Annotated in this window: 15 protein-coding genes and 1 pseudogene; 14 read left to right on the top strand and 2 right to left on the bottom strand. The window is 38.6% G+C overall.

All coding sequences use genetic code 11. The features are described 5' to 3' along the window. The first annotated feature begins 15 nt into the window (after positions 1–15). The 5 genes and pseudogenes from ACIFOT_RS08385 (at position 16) to ACIFOT_RS08365 (ending at position 2,973) form a co-directional block, all read left to right on the top strand. A complete protein-coding gene (locus ACIFOT_RS08385) occupies positions 16–264 on the top strand; it encodes a hypothetical protein (protein ID WP_430063865.1) in 249 nt (82 codons plus the stop codon). Positions 265–298: 34 nt separating this feature from the next. Beyond that, complete coding sequence (locus ACIFOT_RS08380) at positions 299–427, top strand: DUF7336 domain-containing protein (protein WP_430063864.1); 129 nt, start codon at positions 299–301, stop codon at positions 425–427. Between the two features lie 446 nt (positions 428–873). Beyond that, positions 874–1,872 carry an aldo/keto reductase gene (locus ACIFOT_RS08375; protein WP_430063863.1) on the top strand — a complete coding sequence of 333 codons (999 nt, stop codon included), beginning with the start codon at positions 874–876 and terminating at the stop codon, positions 1,870–1,872. An 82-nt stretch (positions 1,873–1,954) separates the two neighbouring features. Then, a pseudogene (locus tag ACIFOT_RS08370) lies at positions 1,955–2,252 on the top strand (hypothetical protein). Positions 2,253–2,460: 208 nt separating this feature from the next. Continuing rightward, on the top strand, positions 2,461–2,973 hold the full coding sequence (locus ACIFOT_RS08365) for a GNAT family N-acetyltransferase (RefSeq protein ID WP_430063862.1): 513 nt from the start codon (positions 2,461–2,463) through the stop codon (positions 2,971–2,973). 191 nt (positions 2,974–3,164) lie between these two features. Here ACIFOT_RS08365 and ACIFOT_RS08360 read toward each other — a convergent pair whose 3' ends face one another. Continuing rightward, positions 3,165–4,400: an IS110 family transposase gene (locus tag ACIFOT_RS08360; protein WP_430063861.1), complete on the bottom strand. Its 1,236-nt coding sequence runs from the start codon at positions 4,398–4,400 to the stop codon at positions 3,165–3,167. Positions 4,401–4,787: 387 nt separating this feature from the next. Between ACIFOT_RS08360 and ACIFOT_RS08355 the strand changes: the two genes are divergently transcribed. The 7 genes from ACIFOT_RS08355 (at position 4,788) to bla (ending at position 12,336) form a co-directional block, all read left to right on the top strand. Then, the gene (locus tag ACIFOT_RS08355; RefSeq protein WP_430063860.1) at positions 4,788–5,171 is read left to right on the top strand and encodes a glyoxalase superfamily protein; all 384 of its coding nucleotides are present in this window, start codon (positions 4,788–4,790) and stop codon (positions 5,169–5,171) included. A 118-nt stretch (positions 5,172–5,289) separates the two neighbouring features. Beyond that, complete coding sequence (locus tag ACIFOT_RS08350; RefSeq protein WP_430063859.1) at positions 5,290–5,505, top strand: YxiJ family protein; 216 nt, start codon at positions 5,290–5,292, stop codon at positions 5,503–5,505. A gap of 625 nt (positions 5,506–6,130) precedes the next feature. Then, positions 6,131–6,448, top strand: a complete 318-nt coding sequence (locus ACIFOT_RS08345; protein ID WP_430063858.1) for a hypothetical protein — start codon at positions 6,131–6,133, stop codon at positions 6,446–6,448. A gap of 245 nt (positions 6,449–6,693) precedes the next feature. Next, positions 6,694–7,080 (top strand): BlaI/MecI/CopY family transcriptional regulator, encoded by a 387-nt coding sequence (locus tag ACIFOT_RS08340; protein WP_430063857.1) that lies wholly within the window; start codon positions 6,694–6,696, stop codon positions 7,078–7,080. Beyond that, the gene (locus ACIFOT_RS08335) at positions 7,080–8,876 is read left to right on the top strand and encodes a BlaR1 family beta-lactam sensor/signal transducer (RefSeq protein WP_430063856.1); all 1,797 of its coding nucleotides are present in this window, start codon (positions 7,080–7,082) and stop codon (positions 8,874–8,876) included. The genes ACIFOT_RS08340 and ACIFOT_RS08335 overlap by 1 nt, the downstream gene beginning before the upstream one ends. Positions 8,877–9,066: 190 nt before the next feature. Continuing rightward, a complete protein-coding gene (locus ACIFOT_RS08330) occupies positions 9,067–11,049 on the top strand; it encodes a peptidoglycan D,D-transpeptidase FtsI family protein (protein WP_430063855.1) in 1,983 nt (660 codons plus the stop codon). A gap of 372 nt (positions 11,050–11,421) precedes the next feature. Continuing rightward, a complete protein-coding gene (gene bla, locus ACIFOT_RS08325; RefSeq protein WP_430063867.1) occupies positions 11,422–12,336 on the top strand; it encodes a class A beta-lactamase in 915 nt (304 codons plus the stop codon). A gap of 225 nt (positions 12,337–12,561) precedes the next feature. Here the strand turns inward: bla and ACIFOT_RS08320 are convergent, their stop codons facing one another. Further along, the gene (locus ACIFOT_RS08320) at positions 12,562–12,705 is read right to left on the bottom strand and encodes a hypothetical protein (RefSeq protein WP_430063854.1); all 144 of its coding nucleotides are present in this window, start codon (positions 12,703–12,705) and stop codon (positions 12,562–12,564) included. 1,040 nt (positions 12,706–13,745) lie between these two features. Here ACIFOT_RS08320 and ACIFOT_RS08315 point away from each other — a divergent pair. Beyond that, a complete protein-coding gene (locus ACIFOT_RS08315; protein ID WP_430063853.1) occupies positions 13,746–14,171 on the top strand; it encodes a hypothetical protein in 426 nt (141 codons plus the stop codon). Positions 14,172–14,259: 88 nt separating this feature from the next. Continuing rightward, entirely contained in the window at positions 14,260–19,176 is a 4,917-nt protein-coding gene (locus ACIFOT_RS08310; RefSeq protein WP_430063852.1) for a DUF4132 domain-containing protein, read from the top strand. Positions 19,177–19,223 lie beyond the last annotated feature (47 nt).

Raw genomic sequence — 19,223 nt, 5'->3', positions numbered from 1 at the left:
ATTGAGGGAGGTTAGTTGAACGTCATTGTGTTCGGCTATAAAAAATCGATGGAGCTGACTGAAATGCAACCAAAATTTTGCCCGAATTGTGGTAAGAATTTTAATCAAGATTCTTTAGTAAAGTCATTTACTGGTCTCATCTTTAATCACAATAAAAAAGATGAAATAACTGTACCTGTTAAAGGTTGGGGGATTGAATGTTTTAACTGTGATTGGTCTGGAGAAATCTTACCTGATGAAGAACAAACAATCTTCAACCAATAGGTGCTTGAATCAGTAAACTGGGGGAATAGTTTCTGTGTGCTATGTATATGTTTTACAGCATATTTGTAAATGGGAACACCAAGGTGAATTTATCGAAGAAACCAAAATGATTGGAATTTATTCGACACAGAAAAATGCAGAAAATGATATAGATTATTATTAGAAGTTGCCTGGATTTAATAAGTATCCGTTGGACTGCTTTCATATTGATAAGGATGAAATTAATCAAAATCATTGGACTTATGGATTCTGTTATGATGATTAAAACCTTATTGTTCTAACGGGGTGCTTTAGCTAAAGATGGGATGACTGCTGCAATCTCCTTTTCTATTGAATTAACGTGGCGGGTTAGTTGAAGAGTGGTGTTTAACTTGTGTTCAGCAATCTGTTCAGATTATAAAGGTTTGTACTTAAACTGACGTGTGCAGGTTGCTAACAATTAGTATCATAAAATAAAGGAATTTTGATTTTAGTAAAGAAAGAATTAATTAAAAAAATGCAAGGATGAAATAGGGTTTCGGAACGAAACTGGTATCAGATTGGTTCAATTAGAATACGGTGTGGAAATTCACTTATATTTTTTATTGAAGAGATAGGGGGAATATACCAATGGAAAAACGTGTAATCGGTCATAACGGTCCACTAGTTTCAGAGATTGGTCTCGGTTGTATGGGGATGTCATGGCTATATGGGAATTCTGACCGAAGGGAAAGCATTGCAACAATCCACGCGGCACTTGAGGAAGGCATTACACTATTTGATACAGGGGATTTCTATGGTGATGGACATAATGAATTACTTCTACGTGAAGCATTCCAAGGAATCCAACGGGAAAATGTTTTCATTTCAGTAAAATTCGATGGCAAGCTACACTCACAGGGCAAGAGTCATCGAAAGAGTGATAACCACCCTCATTCAGTAAAGAATTTCCTTGAAGATACCCTACTGCGCCTAGGTGTTGAATACATCGATCTATATCAACCAGGCACAGCTTGCGTCGATCCAAACATACCAATTGAAGAAACGGTTGGTGCAATTGCCGATATGGTAAAGAAGGGATATGTACGTTACATTGGTCTTTCTGAAGTAGGAGTGGATACAATTCGTCGCGCACACGCTGTACATTCTATTAGTTGGCTGCAAATGGAATACTCACTATTTAATAGGGGGATTGAGAAAAATATTTTGCCTACTTTACGGGAATTAGGCATTTCGCTTTCGGCTTACGGTGTTCTCTCTAGAGGGTTACTGAGTGGTACATGGTCTAAAGATAGAGTGCTAGGTTCTGATGATAAGCGCGGTAATGGGCCGCGTTTTACCAGCGAAAATCTTGAAAAGAACCTAGCCCTTGTAGAGTCCTTGCGTGAAATTGCTAAAGAAAAGCAAGTAACTGTTGCGCAGCTTGCTATCGCATGGGTTCTATCTCGGGGTGAAGATGTTATCCCATTGGTTGGAGCAAGAAAGAGATCACAACTTCAGGATTCCCTCGGTGCAATTGACATGAATTTAACTTCAGACGACCTTTTACGAATTGACGAAGCCGTACCTCAAGAACTTGTAGCTGGTGAATACTATCCTATACCGCGGGAGAAATGGTTTTTCAACTAACGTGGGCAAGAGTTCTAGTGTGAGAGGGAGATGTATGAAGGGGAAACCAGAACAAAAGATAGAAACTAACAAAATTTAAAAAATAAAGAAGAATCCTAATGGAATGTTTATAGCACGAATTGTCCAAATACCCAAAGATGATAAGGTATATTTTGTTCAAAAAGCAAAGCAAACAGATTACCTATGAGGAAGTGTTGGTTACAACGGATAATGATTATTTTTCCTTCAGAGTTTCACGAGGGAATCTTGAATGGGTGTCCTTGTATACAGTTGCGGTATGGGATAGTCTTGGTCATAAATTAGTTGAAGTTGCGGCTTTAACAGGAATAGAAAATTACCGTATCTCAGATGAATACTGTTCAACCTATCGGAAGGAATGATACCCCTATCACCTTTATCCTGACAAAATTTGTGAAGAAATGTAGTTAAACTAAAGAGTGCAAGAGTTTAAGATAAAGCTCCATTACGGCGGCTGTTTTTATTGACTAACGGGTCAGTTTAGTAACACATCAATATCATTTAAATAGAGGATTTATAGCTTTCGTAAAAGAAAAAGTAAATAAAAAGTAGTGAAGGGATGAAAAAAATTTGGAAGCCAATAACTATATCATTCAAATAAAGCCTTGGGAGGATAATGACCTTGATTTACTTTTTCGTATTAACGCTCCAGAAATGATGCAGCATCTTGGTGGTCCAGAGAGTAAAGAGCAGATTTTGAAACGACATAAACGATATCTTGAGCTTGGAAATAAAGGACGTATGTACAGCATTATATTGTTACCAGAATTGGTACCAGTAGGTTCTGTGGGTTATTGGCAAACTACTTGGAATAATGAAAGTATATATGAAACTGGATGGAGCGTTTTACCCTCGTATCAAGGGAAAGGAATAGCTTCAAAAGCAGTAAAGTTAGCAATCGAAGAAGCATCTAGTGAGAACAAATATAAATACATTCACGCATTCCCATCGATTGATAATCCTGCCTCTAATGCAATTTGTCGGAAGCTTGATTTTCAGTTTATCTCTGAATGTGAATTTGAATATCCTCCAGGAAGCTTTATGCAGTGTAATAATTGGCGTTATAACTTAATTGGACAATAGCTGATTTTTCAGAGCTTAATTTTTATAAAAGTTTGTGAAGATATGTACTTAAGCTAAACCAGCTAATAGTTTGTCAATATTTATCAATAAAAACTTAAAATAACTCATGCTATACTAAAAATGTGCATGCCAAATAACCTTCCGTTATTCTGATTTTGGAAGGTTTTGTTTTATTTAGTTAGATTTAGGCTCTAAGCTATATCTTGGAAAGTTGTTCTGTTCTTTAAAAGGGCAAATATCCAATGTAAGAGTTTATTTACACAAGCAATTACAGCTACTTTAAATGGTTTTCCTTCTTCACGTTTCTTATCATAGAATTTTCGTAATTTCTTATTACGAGGAATGATTTCATCACTTGTTTTGCTCTTACGACAGTCACGTATAGCACAACGAACTGCCATATATAAGGCGTGACGAAGCCTGCTGGATCCTCTTTTTGTAATTCGATTTTTGGTGGCCGTAAACTTACCAGATTCGAATACACTAGGATCAACACCAGCGAAAGCTACGAGCTTTTTAGGATCGGTAAATCGATCTACCTCCCCAATTTCTGAAAGGATCGTTGCAGCGATCTTTTCTCCGATACCAGGGATAGATTTGATAATATTATATTCTTCAACTTCTTTAGCGAGGGCATCTATCTCAAACTCTAACTTGGATAGGTGCTCTTTGTATTGAAGAATGATGTTTATATACATACCAAGACGCAAAATATGACTCTGATACAAAGTCTTCTCAAATGGATTTCGGTCTGCGGCAGCTTTAAGTTGAATAGCTTTTTCATCAGCCCATCTGTATGAACGGCTTTTACATAATTGAGCGATTTTGTCAGCTATGGTTTCAACACTTGCTTCTAATATTTTTTCAGATGAAGGAAACTCTGAAAGAGTTAACAGTGATACTACTGAATATAAGTCGCCAAAAACCCCTCTATATTCAGGAAAGACCTGGTCCAGAATGGCTTGAAATTGTAGCTTTGTTTGGATTAATACCCCAGTTATATTTTCGTGCTGTCTGGTAAGATTTCGAAGGTTTAAAAGTTGAATTCCTCGCTTTTTATATGGCTCAAGATCCTCTTTATAAAACAGCTCGCAGAGATGGTAAGCATCGACCGCATCTGTTTTTACTTTCCGAAGACTTGAGCTTTTTGCCTTATAAGATATTAATGGGTTAATGATGATCAATAAATATCCACGGTCCTCCAAGTAATGAACAACAGAGGAATGATAATGTCCTGTTGCTTCTAGCACGATTGGTGGTTTCTTACCTGTTTCTCTCTTTACGACCTCCAGAAACTCTACAAGTAAATCAAGACCCTCAATAGTATGAGAAACTTTAAAACTCTTACGGTATGGTTTGCCTTTATCTAAAAATGCTTGAACCTGACTTTCTCCCTTTGAAACATCCAGACCAATGACTGGATTCATTTTAAATCCTCCTCCTAAACTAGTAATATGCCAGTACCCCTAAATCCTCCATGCAGTGTCACAGCTTCGCTTGTTATACGAGATCTAAGTCCCAACCAGCCTCAAACATGTTTCTACAAGTAGGGGGCGAACCGTTTAGCTGACGGGTCGAAGGCCCCACGGGCAGTTACGTTCTACCCTGGCTACTGATATAATAAGACCACCAAATAAAAAATGGTCAACCAGAAATATTTAGCATTCTGGCTAACCTTATAATACGAAGGGGCAGGTTACTTTAAGAAGAATGTAATTTTTTGATCTTATATGATGTTTAGGAACAAATACTATAAAATAGTTCATAAGGAGTAATTGAGTTCTAAAATAATTATAAAAAAGGAGGTGTATTAAATGAGCACATCTAAAATAACTATGAAAAGCCCCACTCCAATCCTGCGTATTTTTGATGAGGAAAAAGCCAAAGAATTTTATTTAACATTTTTGGAATTTGAGTTAGATTGGGAGCATCGATTTGATGATGATCTACCTTTATACATGCAAATTTCTTATGGAAATTGTATTATTCATCTTTCAGAACATCATGGAGATTGCTGTCCTGGTGGTGCTTTAAGAATCGAAGTAGAAAACTTAGAGTTACTCCATTCAACCCTTATATCAAAGAAATATAAGTATGCTCGTCCTGGCATCGGAACAACCCCTTGGAATTCTCGGGAGGTTTGCATTGGGGACCCATTCGGAAATAAAATAGTCTTTTTTGAGAACCTTCAAAAATAACATTGCTAATTTTCGTTGTACATAAAGCTATATTATTTGTTATTTCTTCTTGAAGTAAAGGTGCTAGAGTTAAAGTTCCAGCTGCCATTTCGGTGGCGTATCTTATTGGACTTATTGGATGAATATATCTGGATGTTTAAGTTATGTTCTTAGGGGAAATCAAGGCAAAATCCCACAAAGTCAAATAGATTGGCTTAAATTATCCTTCTTTGACATTTTTGGACAATATCGGTTTTTAGAAGAAAACATCTCTAATTATCCAACGTTTTACGATGAATATATGAACAATGAAAAGACTAGAGAATTATTGTTAGAATATTTATCTTTTAACTAGTCCTTGTTAAGTTAACGGGTGCAAGAGTTTAATAAAAAGTAGCAATTTTTTTGTGTTTAAGAGTAGTACTTATATTTGTATTCCCGATAAAGATAAAATAGTTTTTAAGCAAATTTCTTAAGGAGTGAACTCCCATTACCAGTTTTATTATTGATTTACTAATTGATATTACAGGCGATATAATTGGACATTTCATTCCTAATTTGTCACCCGAATCAAAATTCCAAAAACACATTATCAGATTAAGGGAAGAAGATTGGTTTTCCTTAATGGAGAAGGATTATAGATACGAATATATAATCTACAATAACAGCAGGGTGAAGCGGTTCTTAAGCAGTGAAAAAAATGTAAAAATGATTACAAGTATGGATGTGGAGAAGGAGAAATTCATAAGCTTAGTAAAAGAAGAGCATGCCAGATTTACAAGGTTACGATAATAACGGGTGCTTATGTTAAATATATTGTGCTAACGAAGCAGTTGATGAAGGAAAGGGAATCTCGTTCTTGATTATGTAATAAAATTAATGAGTAGTATTCTAATAAAATTACACATCATAAGATGTATTTAAGAAATAAATTGGCGAAAATTAACATATTTTTTTAATTAGAAATATTATAGGGAGAAGTGAGTATAGCGACAATAAAAAGGGAGTTACCTGACAATTATTATTTATTAGTTGAAGAATTACAAGCACTTTTAAAGAAATTCGGGTGCATAGAGAAAATGCAGTTTTTCGGAGTTAGAGCAATAATTACAGGTAATTATTATTGGAAGTTAAGATATAATGGACAAAATTTATTAGTAAGGGTTCCTGATCAACCCAATAGCAAGATAGACAAACACGAAACATATTTAGTTAGTTTCAGTAACTTTTTTAAAATTTATTGGTATTTTTCACCAACAAGGGAAATAAGGGAAATCACGATAACTGTTAAGGATTGACCGTTTATCACTTTTTATTTGAAATGAATTATTATAAAACTGATGCTAAATTACTAGATTAAAGAAATACCGATAATAGTAATCTTATTAGTAATCTCAAAATATTTCTTGTTCAACTAACGGGTACTATCCTCAGGATGCAAAGGGGGATTATTTTCCATAGGCTAAAGTCACGACTATTTCTTTATGTTTTTGGATCGTCTTGCTATAATAAATACTACAGTTGTAAAAGTAGGAGGGTTATCATGAAGGATATTCCGCAAATATCAGAAGCAGAATATGAAGTGATGAAGGTTATTTGGAACTTTGAGCCGATTTCGACTCCTGAGGTAGTGGAGAAATTATCGAATAAGAGTGATTGGAAGCCAAATACCATTCACACTATGCTGGCGCGCCTTGTCAAGAAAAATGCTTTGCACGCAAGAAAAGATGGCCGAGTGTTTATTTATTCTTCATTGGTTGAAAAACATGAATATGTTGAGCAAAAAAGTAAATCCTTTCTTCAGCAGTTTTTCGGAGGCACGTTAAATTCAATGATATTAAATTTTATTGAAAATGATAAGTTATCGAATGAAGATATTTCGGAATTAAAGAAAATATTATCCATGAGAGACAAGAAAGGGGAAAAATAATGGATACCATGATGCTGCGGATTTTAGGTAGTACAATCGTGGTATCCCTCCTTATTTTCATCATTCTGTTAATCAAAAAGCTATTAAACAATCATATGACGGTGAAAGCACATTATCATATTTGGTATTTTCTTTGCATTCCAATCCTTGCTACCTTTATACCTTGGAATTATTTTCGCCTTGGAGAAGGAACGCGCTATTTTAAAAGCTTACTATTTTTTCATAGAGACGCGCCATCGAAGAGTGAAAGAATGAATGGAGTGGATGCCTCTCAGGCGCAAAACAGCGATTTATTACATGATTTCACGGTATCGGTAAACAAGTCAACGCCCGATTTCGTCTACCATACATTTTTTACAGTTTGGGTAATTGGAGTGGTTCTTTTTGTTGTGGCTGCTGTTTATTCAAACTATCAAATCTATCAGATGAAAAAGTCAGCTGCGGCTGTTCATAACCAAAAGTTAAATGAACTATTAGAAACGTGCAAAGAGTTGGTTGGGGTGAAAAGAGACATAAGGCTGAGGGAGACCTTTCTTATTACCTCGCCTATCACGGTGGGGATTTTTCAACCCTATATTTTTTTACCAAGCAAAACGGGAGAAGCATTCTCGTTAAATGAATTAAAGTACGTGTTTTTGCACGAGCTGCACCATCATAAAAGCAAGGATCTGTTCGTGAATTACGTCATGTGGTTGTTTCGAATTATTTATTGGTTTAACCCGTTCGTTTGGTATGCCTTAAAAAGGATTCGATTCGATAGGGAATTAGCCTGTGATGCTTCCGTTTTAAATCTCTTGGATGAGAGTGGATATATCGAATATGGGCATACCATCATTCGGTTTGCAGATAAAAAATATGAACGTAACCTTGAACATTTTGCTCCAGGTATAGGTGGCACAAAAAAACAAATCACACAAAGAATCCAGTGCATCGCAAGATTCTCTAGCGATTCTTTATTATTGAAATGGAAAAGCAAGGTCATCTGCGCTGTTTTAGGAATTGTTGTACTCTTGCTTGCTCCAATCACTACCGTTATTGCCAGCCCAGATGATTTGTATCGATTTAGCGGCAATAATGCGGTCTATGAAGATCTAAGCTCCTATTTTAAGGGCTACAAGGGAAGCTTTGTTTTATATGATCCCTCTAAAAACCAATACCAAATATATAATCGAGAGATGAGTGAACAGAGGATTTCTCCTGATAGCACCTATAAAATATATTCTGCCTTATTTGCATTGGAATCCAATGTGATTTCCGCGAATAACAACGAACAAGTTTGGGACGGGAAAATTTATCCCTATTCAGAATGGAATCAAAATCAAAATTTAGCGACTGCCTTGAGCCGTTCCGTTAATTGGTATTTCCAAAATACCGATCGGGAGTTAGGGAGAACGCAGCTGCAAGATTATTTTCACAAAATAACATACGGGAATGAGGATCTTTCAGGGAATTTGGATAGTTACTGGATGGAATCTTCCTTAAAAATATCACCCATTGAACAAGTCCAATTATTATACCAATTAGAAGAAAATCAATGGGATTTTAAAGTGGAAAATATCAAAGCGGTAAAAAAGGCAATTTTAATCGATGGCCAAAAGAATGGACGGTTGTATGGTAAAACGGGAACCGGCATGATTAATGGAAAGAATGTAAATGGCTGGTTTATTGGCTTTGTCGAAAAAGGTGATGATCGTTTTTATTTTGCGATTAATATTCAAAATATGAATGGGAATGCCCAAGGAAGCAAAGCCGCGGAGATTGCCAAGCAGATCCTGCATCATAAAAAGATATATTAATAATTAACCCCAGAAAGGTTTACCCCACCTTTTTGGGACTTTTTTGGACCAAATACTACAATTGTAGTATTTAAAAAACTTGTTCACAAACTTCCCAATATGAAAGGGCTGATACGTTTTGAAGCATAAAAGGCAGAAAGATAATATAGTAAAAAACCCAATCCGATGGAGACTGAATGGACTCTTTTTCATGGTCTTTATTCTTTTTTCTATCCTGATTCTCCGCCTTGGCGTTCTCCAAATTATCAAAGGGGAAGCCTATGCGGCTCAGGCTGAGCAGACAGATGTGACGCCCATCAGCTATTCAGTTCCGCGTGGAAAAATATATGATACGAATCATAAGTTAGTTGTCTACAATATTCCGGAAAAGGCGATTATTTATACACCGCCGAAAAATCCACAGCCGGGCGAATTGCTTGAACTGGCCAAAAAGTTAAATACCTTTCTGGTCATGACTGATAGAGAGATCAATAAAGTAACGGATCGGGATTTGAAAGATATCTGGTTGTTGGTACATAACAATGGCACGGATTTAATCACAAAGAAGGAGGAGAAATTATACAAACAGGAAAAGCTGAATGACAAGGATTTATATCAATTAAAATTGAACCGCATTACAGAAAGCGATCTCCAGGCAATGGACAAAAACCTGGCAGCCATCTACCGGAAACTTTCTTCTGCCATCGCTTTAACCCCGACGATGATCAAAAATGAAAATGTAACAGATGTAGAATATGCGAAGGTCAATGAAAATCTGGAAAATCTGCCGGGTGTGGATGTCACGACCGATTGGAAGAGGGGCCGCACATACGGGGAAACGTTTTGGAATATGCTTGGGGACGTAACGAGTGCAGATGAAGGTCTTCCGGCTGATAAGGTGGAATACTATACGTCTAAAGGGCACAAACTGAATGATCGCGTCGGGAAAAGCTATATTGAAGAACTTTATGATGGAGTGTTGCAAGGCCAAAAGGAAAAAGTGAAAACGGTGACTGATACAAATGGAAATGTGGTGAGTACAGAGACTGTATCGGAAGGGAAGAGCGGCAAGGATATTGTTCTGACCATTGATATGGAGTTCCAAGCCCAAGTGGAAAAAATTATGCAGGAAGAGTTAGTCAGTGCAATCCAAAAGCCGCATACGGATACGCTTGACACTGCCTTTGTTGTGGCGATGGAACTGAAAACAGGCCGCATTCTTGCAATGTCAGGAAAAGTGTATAACAGGCAGTCCCGGGAGTTTACCGATTTTACACCGGGAACCTTCACTTATGCGTTTGAACAGGGGTCCGTTGTAAAAGGGGCCACCGTATTAACTGGATACCAAACGGGTGTCAGGGATTTCGGGGAAATCGAGCTAGATGAAGTCATGCGATTTAAGGGATCGGGAACCTTTTCCTCCTACCAAGTCATGAACAGAATTAACGAATTAGAGGCATTAGAGCGTTCATCAAACGTTTATATGTGGAAAACCGCGATAGAAATTATGGGAGGAAAGTATGTCCCAAAAGGCACATTGAATATCAATCCGAAAAAAATTGAAACCATCCGCTATTATTTCAACCAATTTGGTTTGGGCATTCCGACCGGAATTGGTTTTGATAATGAAACAGCAGGAATTAAAGGAACCAATACAAGCACCTATTTTCAAATTGCCATCGGACAAATAGATACCTATACACCGATGCAAATTGCCCAGTATATTACAACGATTGCCAATGGAGGATACCGGATGAAACCCCAATTGGTTAGGGAGATTCGTGAATCCAATAAGAATGGCAATGAACCGGGCAACGTGATCGATGAAATCGAACCAATGGTGCTGAATCAGGTGGATATGAGTGAGGAGATGCTAAAGCGGGTTCAACAAGGTTTTTGGCTGGTTACCCATGGTTCCAAAGGAACAGCGAGAGGATATTTTAAAGACGAACCCTACAATGCCGCAGGTAAAACCGGGACCTCGGAATCCTATAAAAATGGGGTGAAGACTTGGAATCTTTCTTTTGCTGGTTATGCTCCATTCAATGATCCCGAGATTGCCATTGCCGTTATTGTACCAAATGCCTTCCGTGATGGTTACGCTCAGCCACACAGTGCTGCTAATATCATCAGCCAGCGGGTTTTTCGGGCATATTTTGACCTAAATGAAAAAGGAAAGCTAAATACAAAATGATATTGACATCTTTTTATTACAGGTGTAGTATTACGTATGTAATTAAATACTACATATGTAGTTTTTTGTGTAATATTAGATTACACATGTTTCAAATTGAAGAAAGGAGGAAATTCTCCCCCAGCATTTCGGGGCAGCTTAAGGTTATGAAAATGATATTGAACATGGTTAAATAGGCCGCTAACGAAATAAATTTTTCGTTACATAAATAACGGAATTGAATCTAAGTGTAATACACAATTTTTAGAATCTGCTGGTTAATAGCCGATCGGTGTTAATTACAACATACTGATTAAACCTGCTTATTCTATTTATTTTCAGAACATCTAATATTAATAGAAAGAGGTTAAGATCTTGAGGAAAACACATGATATTTTCAGCAAAAATAATTTTATATTTGCCCTGTTATTGCTAGTGGTTGCAATTGTACCCCTTACCGGCTGGTCAATGACCACCAATAACCTTTCTGACAAGCCCGAAAATGGAGTCACAAAAACACCAGCACACCAAATACGCCGTGAGTTTGCAGAACTCGAGAACAAATATGATGCCCGGCTCGGAGTCTACGCTATCGATACAGGTACACATCGGACGATCTCCTATCGTTCTAATGAGCGGTTCGCTTACGCATCTACTTACAAAGCTCTAGCCGCTGGTGCATTGCTACAGCATTACTCAATTGAACAACTCGACCAGTTAGTTACATACAATAGCGAGGACATAGTATCGTATTCACCAATCACACAGCTTCATGTAGATACCGGGATGACTCTTCGGGAAGTTATTGAGGCTGCTGTCCGATATAGCGACAACACCGCAGGGAACCTTTTATTAGAGAAAATGGGAGGCCCTGAGGGATTTGAAACAGCACTAAGGCAGATTGGAGATAACGTTACCCAGGTTGATCGCTACGAGCCGGATTTGAACTCAGCAGTTCCTGGAGATACACGTGACACAAGCACACCAAAATCACTTGCTACGAGCCTCAAGGCTTTCGCAGTTAGCGATTTGCTCCCTGCTGAAAAACGTAAGATCCTGACAGATTGGATGCGGGGAAATACCACTGGAGATGCATTGATTCGTGCTGGCGCACCAACAGGTTGGGAAGTCGATGATAAAAGCGGAGCAGGAAGCTATGGAACGCGGAATGACATTGGGGTTGTTTGGCCGCCGAATAGAGCTCCCATTGTCATCGCAGTTCTATCTAGCCACGATAAACAGAATGCCACCTATGACAATACGCTTATTGCAGAAGCTGCCAAGGTCGCACTTAATGCTCTGAAGTGAAGAGATAAATAAATTTACTCATCATTAATTCTCGATTGCATCAGCGAACATGCTTATTATTCAGTCATCATATACAATCTTTAGAAAGATTAGTATGTGATGACTGATATTTTTTCTATACAATAATAGAAATGGACATCATTTAAACAATGCCTGTATATCAAGCTCTTCTTAAACTAAAGGGTGCTTTCTTGAAAAAACTAGTTGCTTTTACCACAGCCTAGTCTAATAAGTGTATTTTAAATAATAATCGTTCAACAAATTTCGATAGGTAACAGCAGCTGGTGGTACCGGTGGTGGAGGAATAAATGGAACCATAAATGGTTTATACCATGGATGGTAGTGATGCAAAACTATGTAATAAACCATTAATATCATCCTTTCTTTCAAAGTTACAGTAAATTATGAGTGTTCACCCAAATATGATTGGATGGATGCCTAGATTATTAAATTACCAATATTTATATTAAACGGGGTATACAACTAACCGTGTAGTATAATTCAAATTAATGGATGAACATAGGGTTTTACTTCATAAATAGGAGCAAAGCTTTTTTCTTCTTTAAGTAACGGGGCAGTTTAGCTTAAGCAGAAAGTGGATACTAATTAGAAAAGGTTCCTTAAAATAGGGAACCTTTTTTTAAGATGCTTCAATTAGTCAAATTAAAAGTAAAACAGACCACTTGACATATGTGGTGACAGTACTGCGGTTGTAGTGTAAATAAACTTTAATATAGTAACACCAGGCTCCATGTTCCTTAATGGTAAATTTTGTAGTTAAACCAATACACGACTTACTCAGTATATCGAACCGTTAACAAAGAATGGGCCTTTTGTGTGTCATTTTTTTAATGACTTCCTGTATTCTAACATCAAGAAACGGTGACATTACAAAAAGGAAAATAGTTCTCGGTAATAGAAAAGTTAAAGGCAACTTTGTGAAACAATGTACTTAAACTATAGGGTGCAAGACTTAAAGATCCAGCTGCCATTTTTGGTGGCTTTTCTTATTGAAATAACGGACAGGTCTGTAAAAGGAGCATTCGAAGAATTTTATTAGAAAAAGCAACTATAACATATATTGAAATGATAATATTTAATAAAAATGACTTTTAGGATGAATTTGAAAAGGCGGTAATTATTTTTTTTATCTTTCTTGGAGGTTGTAGTGATACAACTGCACCAGAAGTTAAAGATAAAAACCTTGAAGAAGCTTCAATGAAAGTAACGTAAGCAGTTTAGTTATGCGAAATGTTTCTGGCTTAAATTGAGGTTGGTCACAATACTCAGGTAAAGGCTAAACAGATCCTTCTGGAACTGAAGGATTATATCGAAGAATCAAATGATGGGACGCCCAAAAGGGTTCTCTCTTTATTTTGAAAACTATAAAAATACTGAGGTAATTGCTTATGAACATATACATATCACTAAAATCCCTAGCAAAACGCAAAAACTTCATCACAAAACAACCATACAAGATGCAAAAAAAACCAAACACACTAAGAGAACTCATTACCCAAGTCGTAACAGAAAACGTCGAAACGTTCAATAACAAAGCTAGCAACCCAGAAACACCACTTATAAACTTTCTTTCTAACTCAGACATCGAGCAGCAAGCCCAAGCGGGAAAAGTAGGCTTCCAAATACTATATAATGACAAGAAAGCAGATCTAACGAGAGCAATTGAAACCGCCATCCAAGCCTTTGAAGACGGATTATACCGAGTGTTCATAAATGACGAAGAGGCTGAGCAACTAGATACCCCACTAGATATAACAGAGGACACCGAAGTCGTGTTCATACGACTGACAATGCTCACGGGCCGGATGTGGTAGGCTGACTGCACTAAACCAGAGGAACGTTCCTGTGGTTCAAAATGAACGAGGAGAACCATCCCCAGGTCCACACAAAGGAGGATACGAAATGACGATAGAATCAAACGGAAATTATTTGATAGATTATGAAGCAAAGATCGCAACACTCGATGAACAGGATCAAAAGCTAGCTAAACATATCCTAAAGTTCATGCAAACGGATTACTATAACCAGGAGCGACATATTCGTCGCTTCACCAATACGCTCAACGAGCAAGCAGATACTGACCAAGACAAGCTCAACCGGCTAGTGGACTTAACACGGAATTTACTCGGCGATTACCACGCCACTATCATGAAATACATCATCAATCACGCAACCGAGTATTCCTACTCAACGGGCTATGACCGGAGACCATTCCGCACCAAAAACATAATAGCCCACTTAAACAGAATCATCGAAAAGTGCGCATCACTCCATGATCTAGCAAAGCACCACGTAACCATCATGGACATTCTTACAAACCGACAGCTTGACATAAACAACCAGGTGATCAGCGACATTATCGCCTTCGAGCTAGATCAGCAAAACGACAACGTGCTAAGCGCACTTAAAGAAGTCATCTATGGCGACAACAACACTGCCCTCCTCACTAGAGAGATGATAAAGGGCATGCTGCTCAGCCATCGTGAGGAAGCCTATACCATCATCGGCGATCTCCTTGTGGCAGCGAGACTTCAAGAGGGTCTCCGCCAAAGCATCGTCGAAACAATGGATGAAGGCACACTAGCGGCAGCAATACACTTGCTTAACGTCATTCTTGACAACAACCTAATCCGATACAGCTCTGTTGTTAGAGCCATCGACGTGTGGACAGGCTTAACCCTTGAGGCAGAGCAAGCCCGCGTCACCAAGCAAATGATTCAATACATCCATGAATGCCTAACTAACCCTGACCTCCGCAAGCGGTGGCTGCAGAGTGAGGATATGAACAAGCTGTACACAAGTCTATGGGCAAGTGCAGTAATCGAGGAGGAGGACCTCAAGCACCAGGTAAACGCGCTTATGGATAACGGCGAAACCTATCAGAAGATTGTCGCTCAATATTTGCTCGCCCAGAGTCAGAACGACCTGCTCAAGTACACAATTGCCTCCAAGCATCTAGACGAAACCGACCATGAGCTCCAAGTTTTTCTGCTCACTAACTATACGTACGAGTGCTATTTTTCGTGGAACTGGAACCGTAAGACCAATCAGTATATTCATAAAATCGAGTTCGAACGTATTCCGGCACTTGAAGAAAGGTCCGAGCGACTACGCCAGTTCACTCTTTTTAAAGCAATGTTAGACACTGCTCCGAAAAAAGAAATAACAATCAAATCCAGGGTTTTCAGCGGCTTAGAAGTAGCTTACTCTGCTGACTCCATCGTAAAAAAGATGCTTTACCTGATCGCCTATGATATGGACCATGGACTCATCACGGAAATCATCAAGAAAAAAGACATGTTCAATTCAGACACGAGAGGCTATTTACTCGATTGCTTTACACAAAATCAATCCAACCTTGCTCAACGCGAGTATATTTTTGCATGCTTATCTGATAAAAGCATGACCAATCGTGAAAAAGCGATGACACGAATCCTGGATTTAACCCTCACACCTGACGAAATAGACAAAGTTGAAGCAATCCTAAAATTAAAAACAGGAAACCTTCGTCAAAGTGCTATTAAGCTTTTACTAAAGTTAGTAGGCGAAAAACTAGAAGAATCACTAGACCGACTTTTAACAAGTAAAAGTGAACTGCAACGGGTTGGCGGACTTGAAATGATCTCAGAGTTAAAAGAAGCATCACCGGAAAAATTCAAAAAGGTAAAAGATAAATGCAAGGTTATCAAGACACCTACTGAAAAAGAAAAGCTATTAATCGACAAGCTTACAACAAAAGAGGAATATAGCTTAAAGAACGGTTTCGGTCTATACGATCCAGAAAAACAATGCGAGTTGCCAACTGACCATATTCCAAAAGTCGAGACCAGTAACGTGTTCTCGACCGATTTTACAAGAATCCAAGAGTTCCTAACCGGCCTTTCCGAGTTAATTCACGAGCATCGCGAGCACGAATATGAAGTGGATTGGTATGGTTATAAGGAAACGCACTTAGTGGGTACAACTCTAACACGGGGTCGAAACGTCAACATGCAGGACAAACGGGAGGGAATCAATGACCTGCCGCTAGCTGAGGTTTGGAAGGACTATTTAAAAACAACAAAAATCACTACACCTGAGCTTATCGAGCTAAATGTCATGTTCAGCTTAGACCTAGTGTATCGCTATTATTATAAAAAGATTAAAAGCTGGGAATTGGATGAGTATATAAAGCCAAATGATTGGCGCAAGGAGTTTCTCGATAGCATGTATCCATTAGAGAAGGTAAAGGCATTCTATACCTTTGCACCTGAGCTTCTTTATTATAGTCAGATTAACGAAATTGTATCGTCTTATTTCCAGGACCTAAACAAAGAAGACATTTTCGATACAGCAAGTGGGATGCTTCATACGATGATTGAATCTATCCCTGAGGAGAAGCGGAAGTCAGAGCGTCAGATGTATCAGCTGATTGCATTCCCATGGTTAGATTGGGCAAAGGCAAATGTGTATGATGATGCATCCAACAAAACCTACTTCCTTCTATTGTATAAGTTATACACTATTAATAACTTCAAAAGATTTGGTCCAGAACTTGAAGAGCTAGTCCGAGCCTATGATCTACTGCTTATCGACGAGAATGAACTGACAAAAGAGCTATTAGGAAGAGAGAATAGTAGAGATCACATTTTAGAGCTAACAAATGCGAAGAAGGGCTTCACGAAAGAGCATCCTTCAATTGAGCAGATAAAAGAAAAGGTCATCGCTCGTATCCTTGAAATTGAACTAAAGCGTGGTGACCTCCAAACAGAGGTCACTCCACATGCAACAGGTATCATGTATTACGAGGGCATGGAGTATTTGATAACGTTATTATCAGGACTCGATAAGGAATCGTTCGTCCGTGGCTATTTCTATTACTATGGCAATATGAATGTGACAAAGAAGGAAGCGTTGAGCCACTTACTACAAGTCTGTCACCCGAAGGAGGGCGAGAACGAGGAGCTGCTGGCACAACTTGTAAAAGAAAAGAAGATCTCTGACAAACGTTTACTTGAGGCTGCGATGTATGCACCACAATGGCTAGATATTGTAGCAGCATATTTAAAATGGGACGGGCTAAAGAGTGCATCCTGGTATTTCCATGCGCATACGAATGAATCCTTCTCTGCTGAAAAAGAAACGATAGTTGCGCACTATTCACCGATTTCTCCAGAGGATTTCCATGATGGTGCCTTTGATATTGATTGGTTTAAAGAGGCATACGCGCAATTAGGTGAGGAGCGCTTCAATATTTTATATGACTGTGCAAAATATATTTCAGCAGGTGCCAACCATCGCCGTGCCCAGCTTTTTGCTGATGCGACACTTGGTAAGCTAACCTTAGAGGATATGAAAACCTCCGTTGAAACGAAGCGAAACAAGGATCATTTACTGTGCTATAGCTTGATCCCAATTGATTCAGGAAACACGAATGATGTGCTAGAGCGCTACGAGTTCATACAAAAATTTTTAAAAGAAAGCAAGCAATTTGGAGCACAGCGACGTGCAAGTGAAGCAAAGATTGTTACGATTGCACTAGATAACCTCGCTCGAAATGCAGGGTATAAGGATGTAACAAGATTACGCTGGGATATGGAAGCGCGGAAAATGGAAGAGGTCATGCACGTCCTAGAGCCAGTGGAGATTGACGATATGACGGTTCAGCTAGTGATTGATGTAAATGGGAAGGGTGCCATCAAGGTCATCAAAAACAACAAAGAGCTGAAATCCGTCCCACAAAAATATAAGAAGCATGAATACATCTTAGAGCTAAAAGAAGTAAACACAGGGCTGAAGGAGCAATATAGCCGAGCAAAAGCAGAGCTTGAACGCTCCATGGAGCTAGAAACACCATTCACATTACTGGAACTAGTCAACATGATGAAAAATCCAGTTGTTGCTCCACTTGTGAAAAAGCTTGTGTTCAAGGCTGGTGACAAATTAGGCTTCTTTACTGGAGAAGAGCTTCAAACTCCAACAGGGGAAAGCTATCAGCTTCAGTCAGACGATAAAGTTACAATTGCTCACCCGGTTCACCTATATGAAAGCGGCAACTGGAGTGACTACCAGCGTTATCTATTTGATCAGCAAATCAAGCAGCCATTCAAACAAGTATTCCGTGAGCTATACCGACTAAATGCAGACGAAGAAGCAGCGGGAACAGAATCCAGACGCTATGCAGGATACCAAATTCAGCCAAAGAAAGCTGTTGCCCTGTTAAAAAATCGCCTGTGGACCGTTAACTATGAAGAAGGACTGCAAAAGGTCTATCACAAGGAAAACATCATTGCAAAAATCTATGCAATTGCAGACTGGTTCTCACCTTCTGACGTCGAAAGCCCAACCCTTGAAACGGTAGAATTCTTTGACCGAAACACCTATAAAAGCATAGAGTTAAGCAAAATTCCAAAAATCATCTTATCTGAAACAATGAGAGATGTAGACCTAGTCGTAAGTGTCGCCCATGTTGGCGGCGTTGACCCAGAAGCAAGCCTAACAACAATTGAAATGAGAGCAGCCATCCTACAGGAATCTCTAAGATTGATGAAAATTAGCAATGTAAGAATCGAAGGAAACTTCGCACTGATAAAAGGAAATCTCGGGGAATACGGTGTCCACTTAGGTAGTGCCATGGCCTACAAGCAAGCAAGTGGAAACCTGAACATCCTGCCAGTTCACTCGCAGCATAGAGGAAAGCTCTTCCTGCCATTCCTAGATGAAGATCCAAAAACAGCGGAGATCCTATCAAAGGTCATGATGCTAGCGGAGGATAATAAAATCAAGGATCCAAGTGTGTTGGAGCAGTTAAGACATACGAAGGAGGCTGGTTTGGCTTGACCGATGAAGGAAAAAAGTAGTTAAATGATTAACTCGCTTATTCAATT

The organism is Neobacillus sp. NRS-1170 (assembly GCF_050468025.1).
Note: the sequence above shows the minus strand (reverse complement) of the source record. Positions and strands in the feature narration are given on the sequence as shown.

What these genes read in the sequence shown, in the direction of transcription:
- ACIFOT_RS08340 (WP_430063857.1), top strand. Translation starts at nt 6,694, where the DNA reads ATGAAGGATATTCCGCAAATATCAGAAGCAGAATATGAAGTGATGAAG.
- ACIFOT_RS08360 (WP_430063861.1), bottom strand. Translation starts at nt 4,400, where the DNA reads ATGAATCCAGTCATTGGTCTGGATGTTTCAAAGGGAGAAAGTCAGGTT.
- ACIFOT_RS08335 (WP_430063856.1), top strand. Translation starts at nt 7,080, where the DNA reads ATGGATACCATGATGCTGCGGATTTTAGGTAGTACAATCGTGGTATCC.
- ACIFOT_RS08350 (WP_430063859.1), top strand. Translation starts at nt 5,290, where the DNA reads ATGAATATATCTGGATGTTTAAGTTATGTTCTTAGGGGAAATCAAGGC.
- ACIFOT_RS08315 (WP_430063853.1), top strand. Translation starts at nt 13,746, where the DNA reads ATGAACATATACATATCACTAAAATCCCTAGCAAAACGCAAAAACTTC.
- ACIFOT_RS08355 (WP_430063860.1), top strand. Translation starts at nt 4,788, where the DNA reads ATGAGCACATCTAAAATAACTATGAAAAGCCCCACTCCAATCCTGCGT.
- ACIFOT_RS08310 (WP_430063852.1), top strand. Translation starts at nt 14,260, where the DNA reads ATGACGATAGAATCAAACGGAAATTATTTGATAGATTATGAAGCAAAG.
- ACIFOT_RS08375 (WP_430063863.1), top strand. Translation starts at nt 874, where the DNA reads ATGGAAAAACGTGTAATCGGTCATAACGGTCCACTAGTTTCAGAGATT.
- ACIFOT_RS08320 (WP_430063854.1), bottom strand. Translation starts at nt 12,705, where the DNA reads ATGGTTTATTACATAGTTTTGCATCACTACCATCCATGGTATAAACCA.
- ACIFOT_RS08330 (WP_430063855.1), top strand. Translation starts at nt 9,067, where the DNA reads ATGGTCTTTATTCTTTTTTCTATCCTGATTCTCCGCCTTGGCGTTCTC.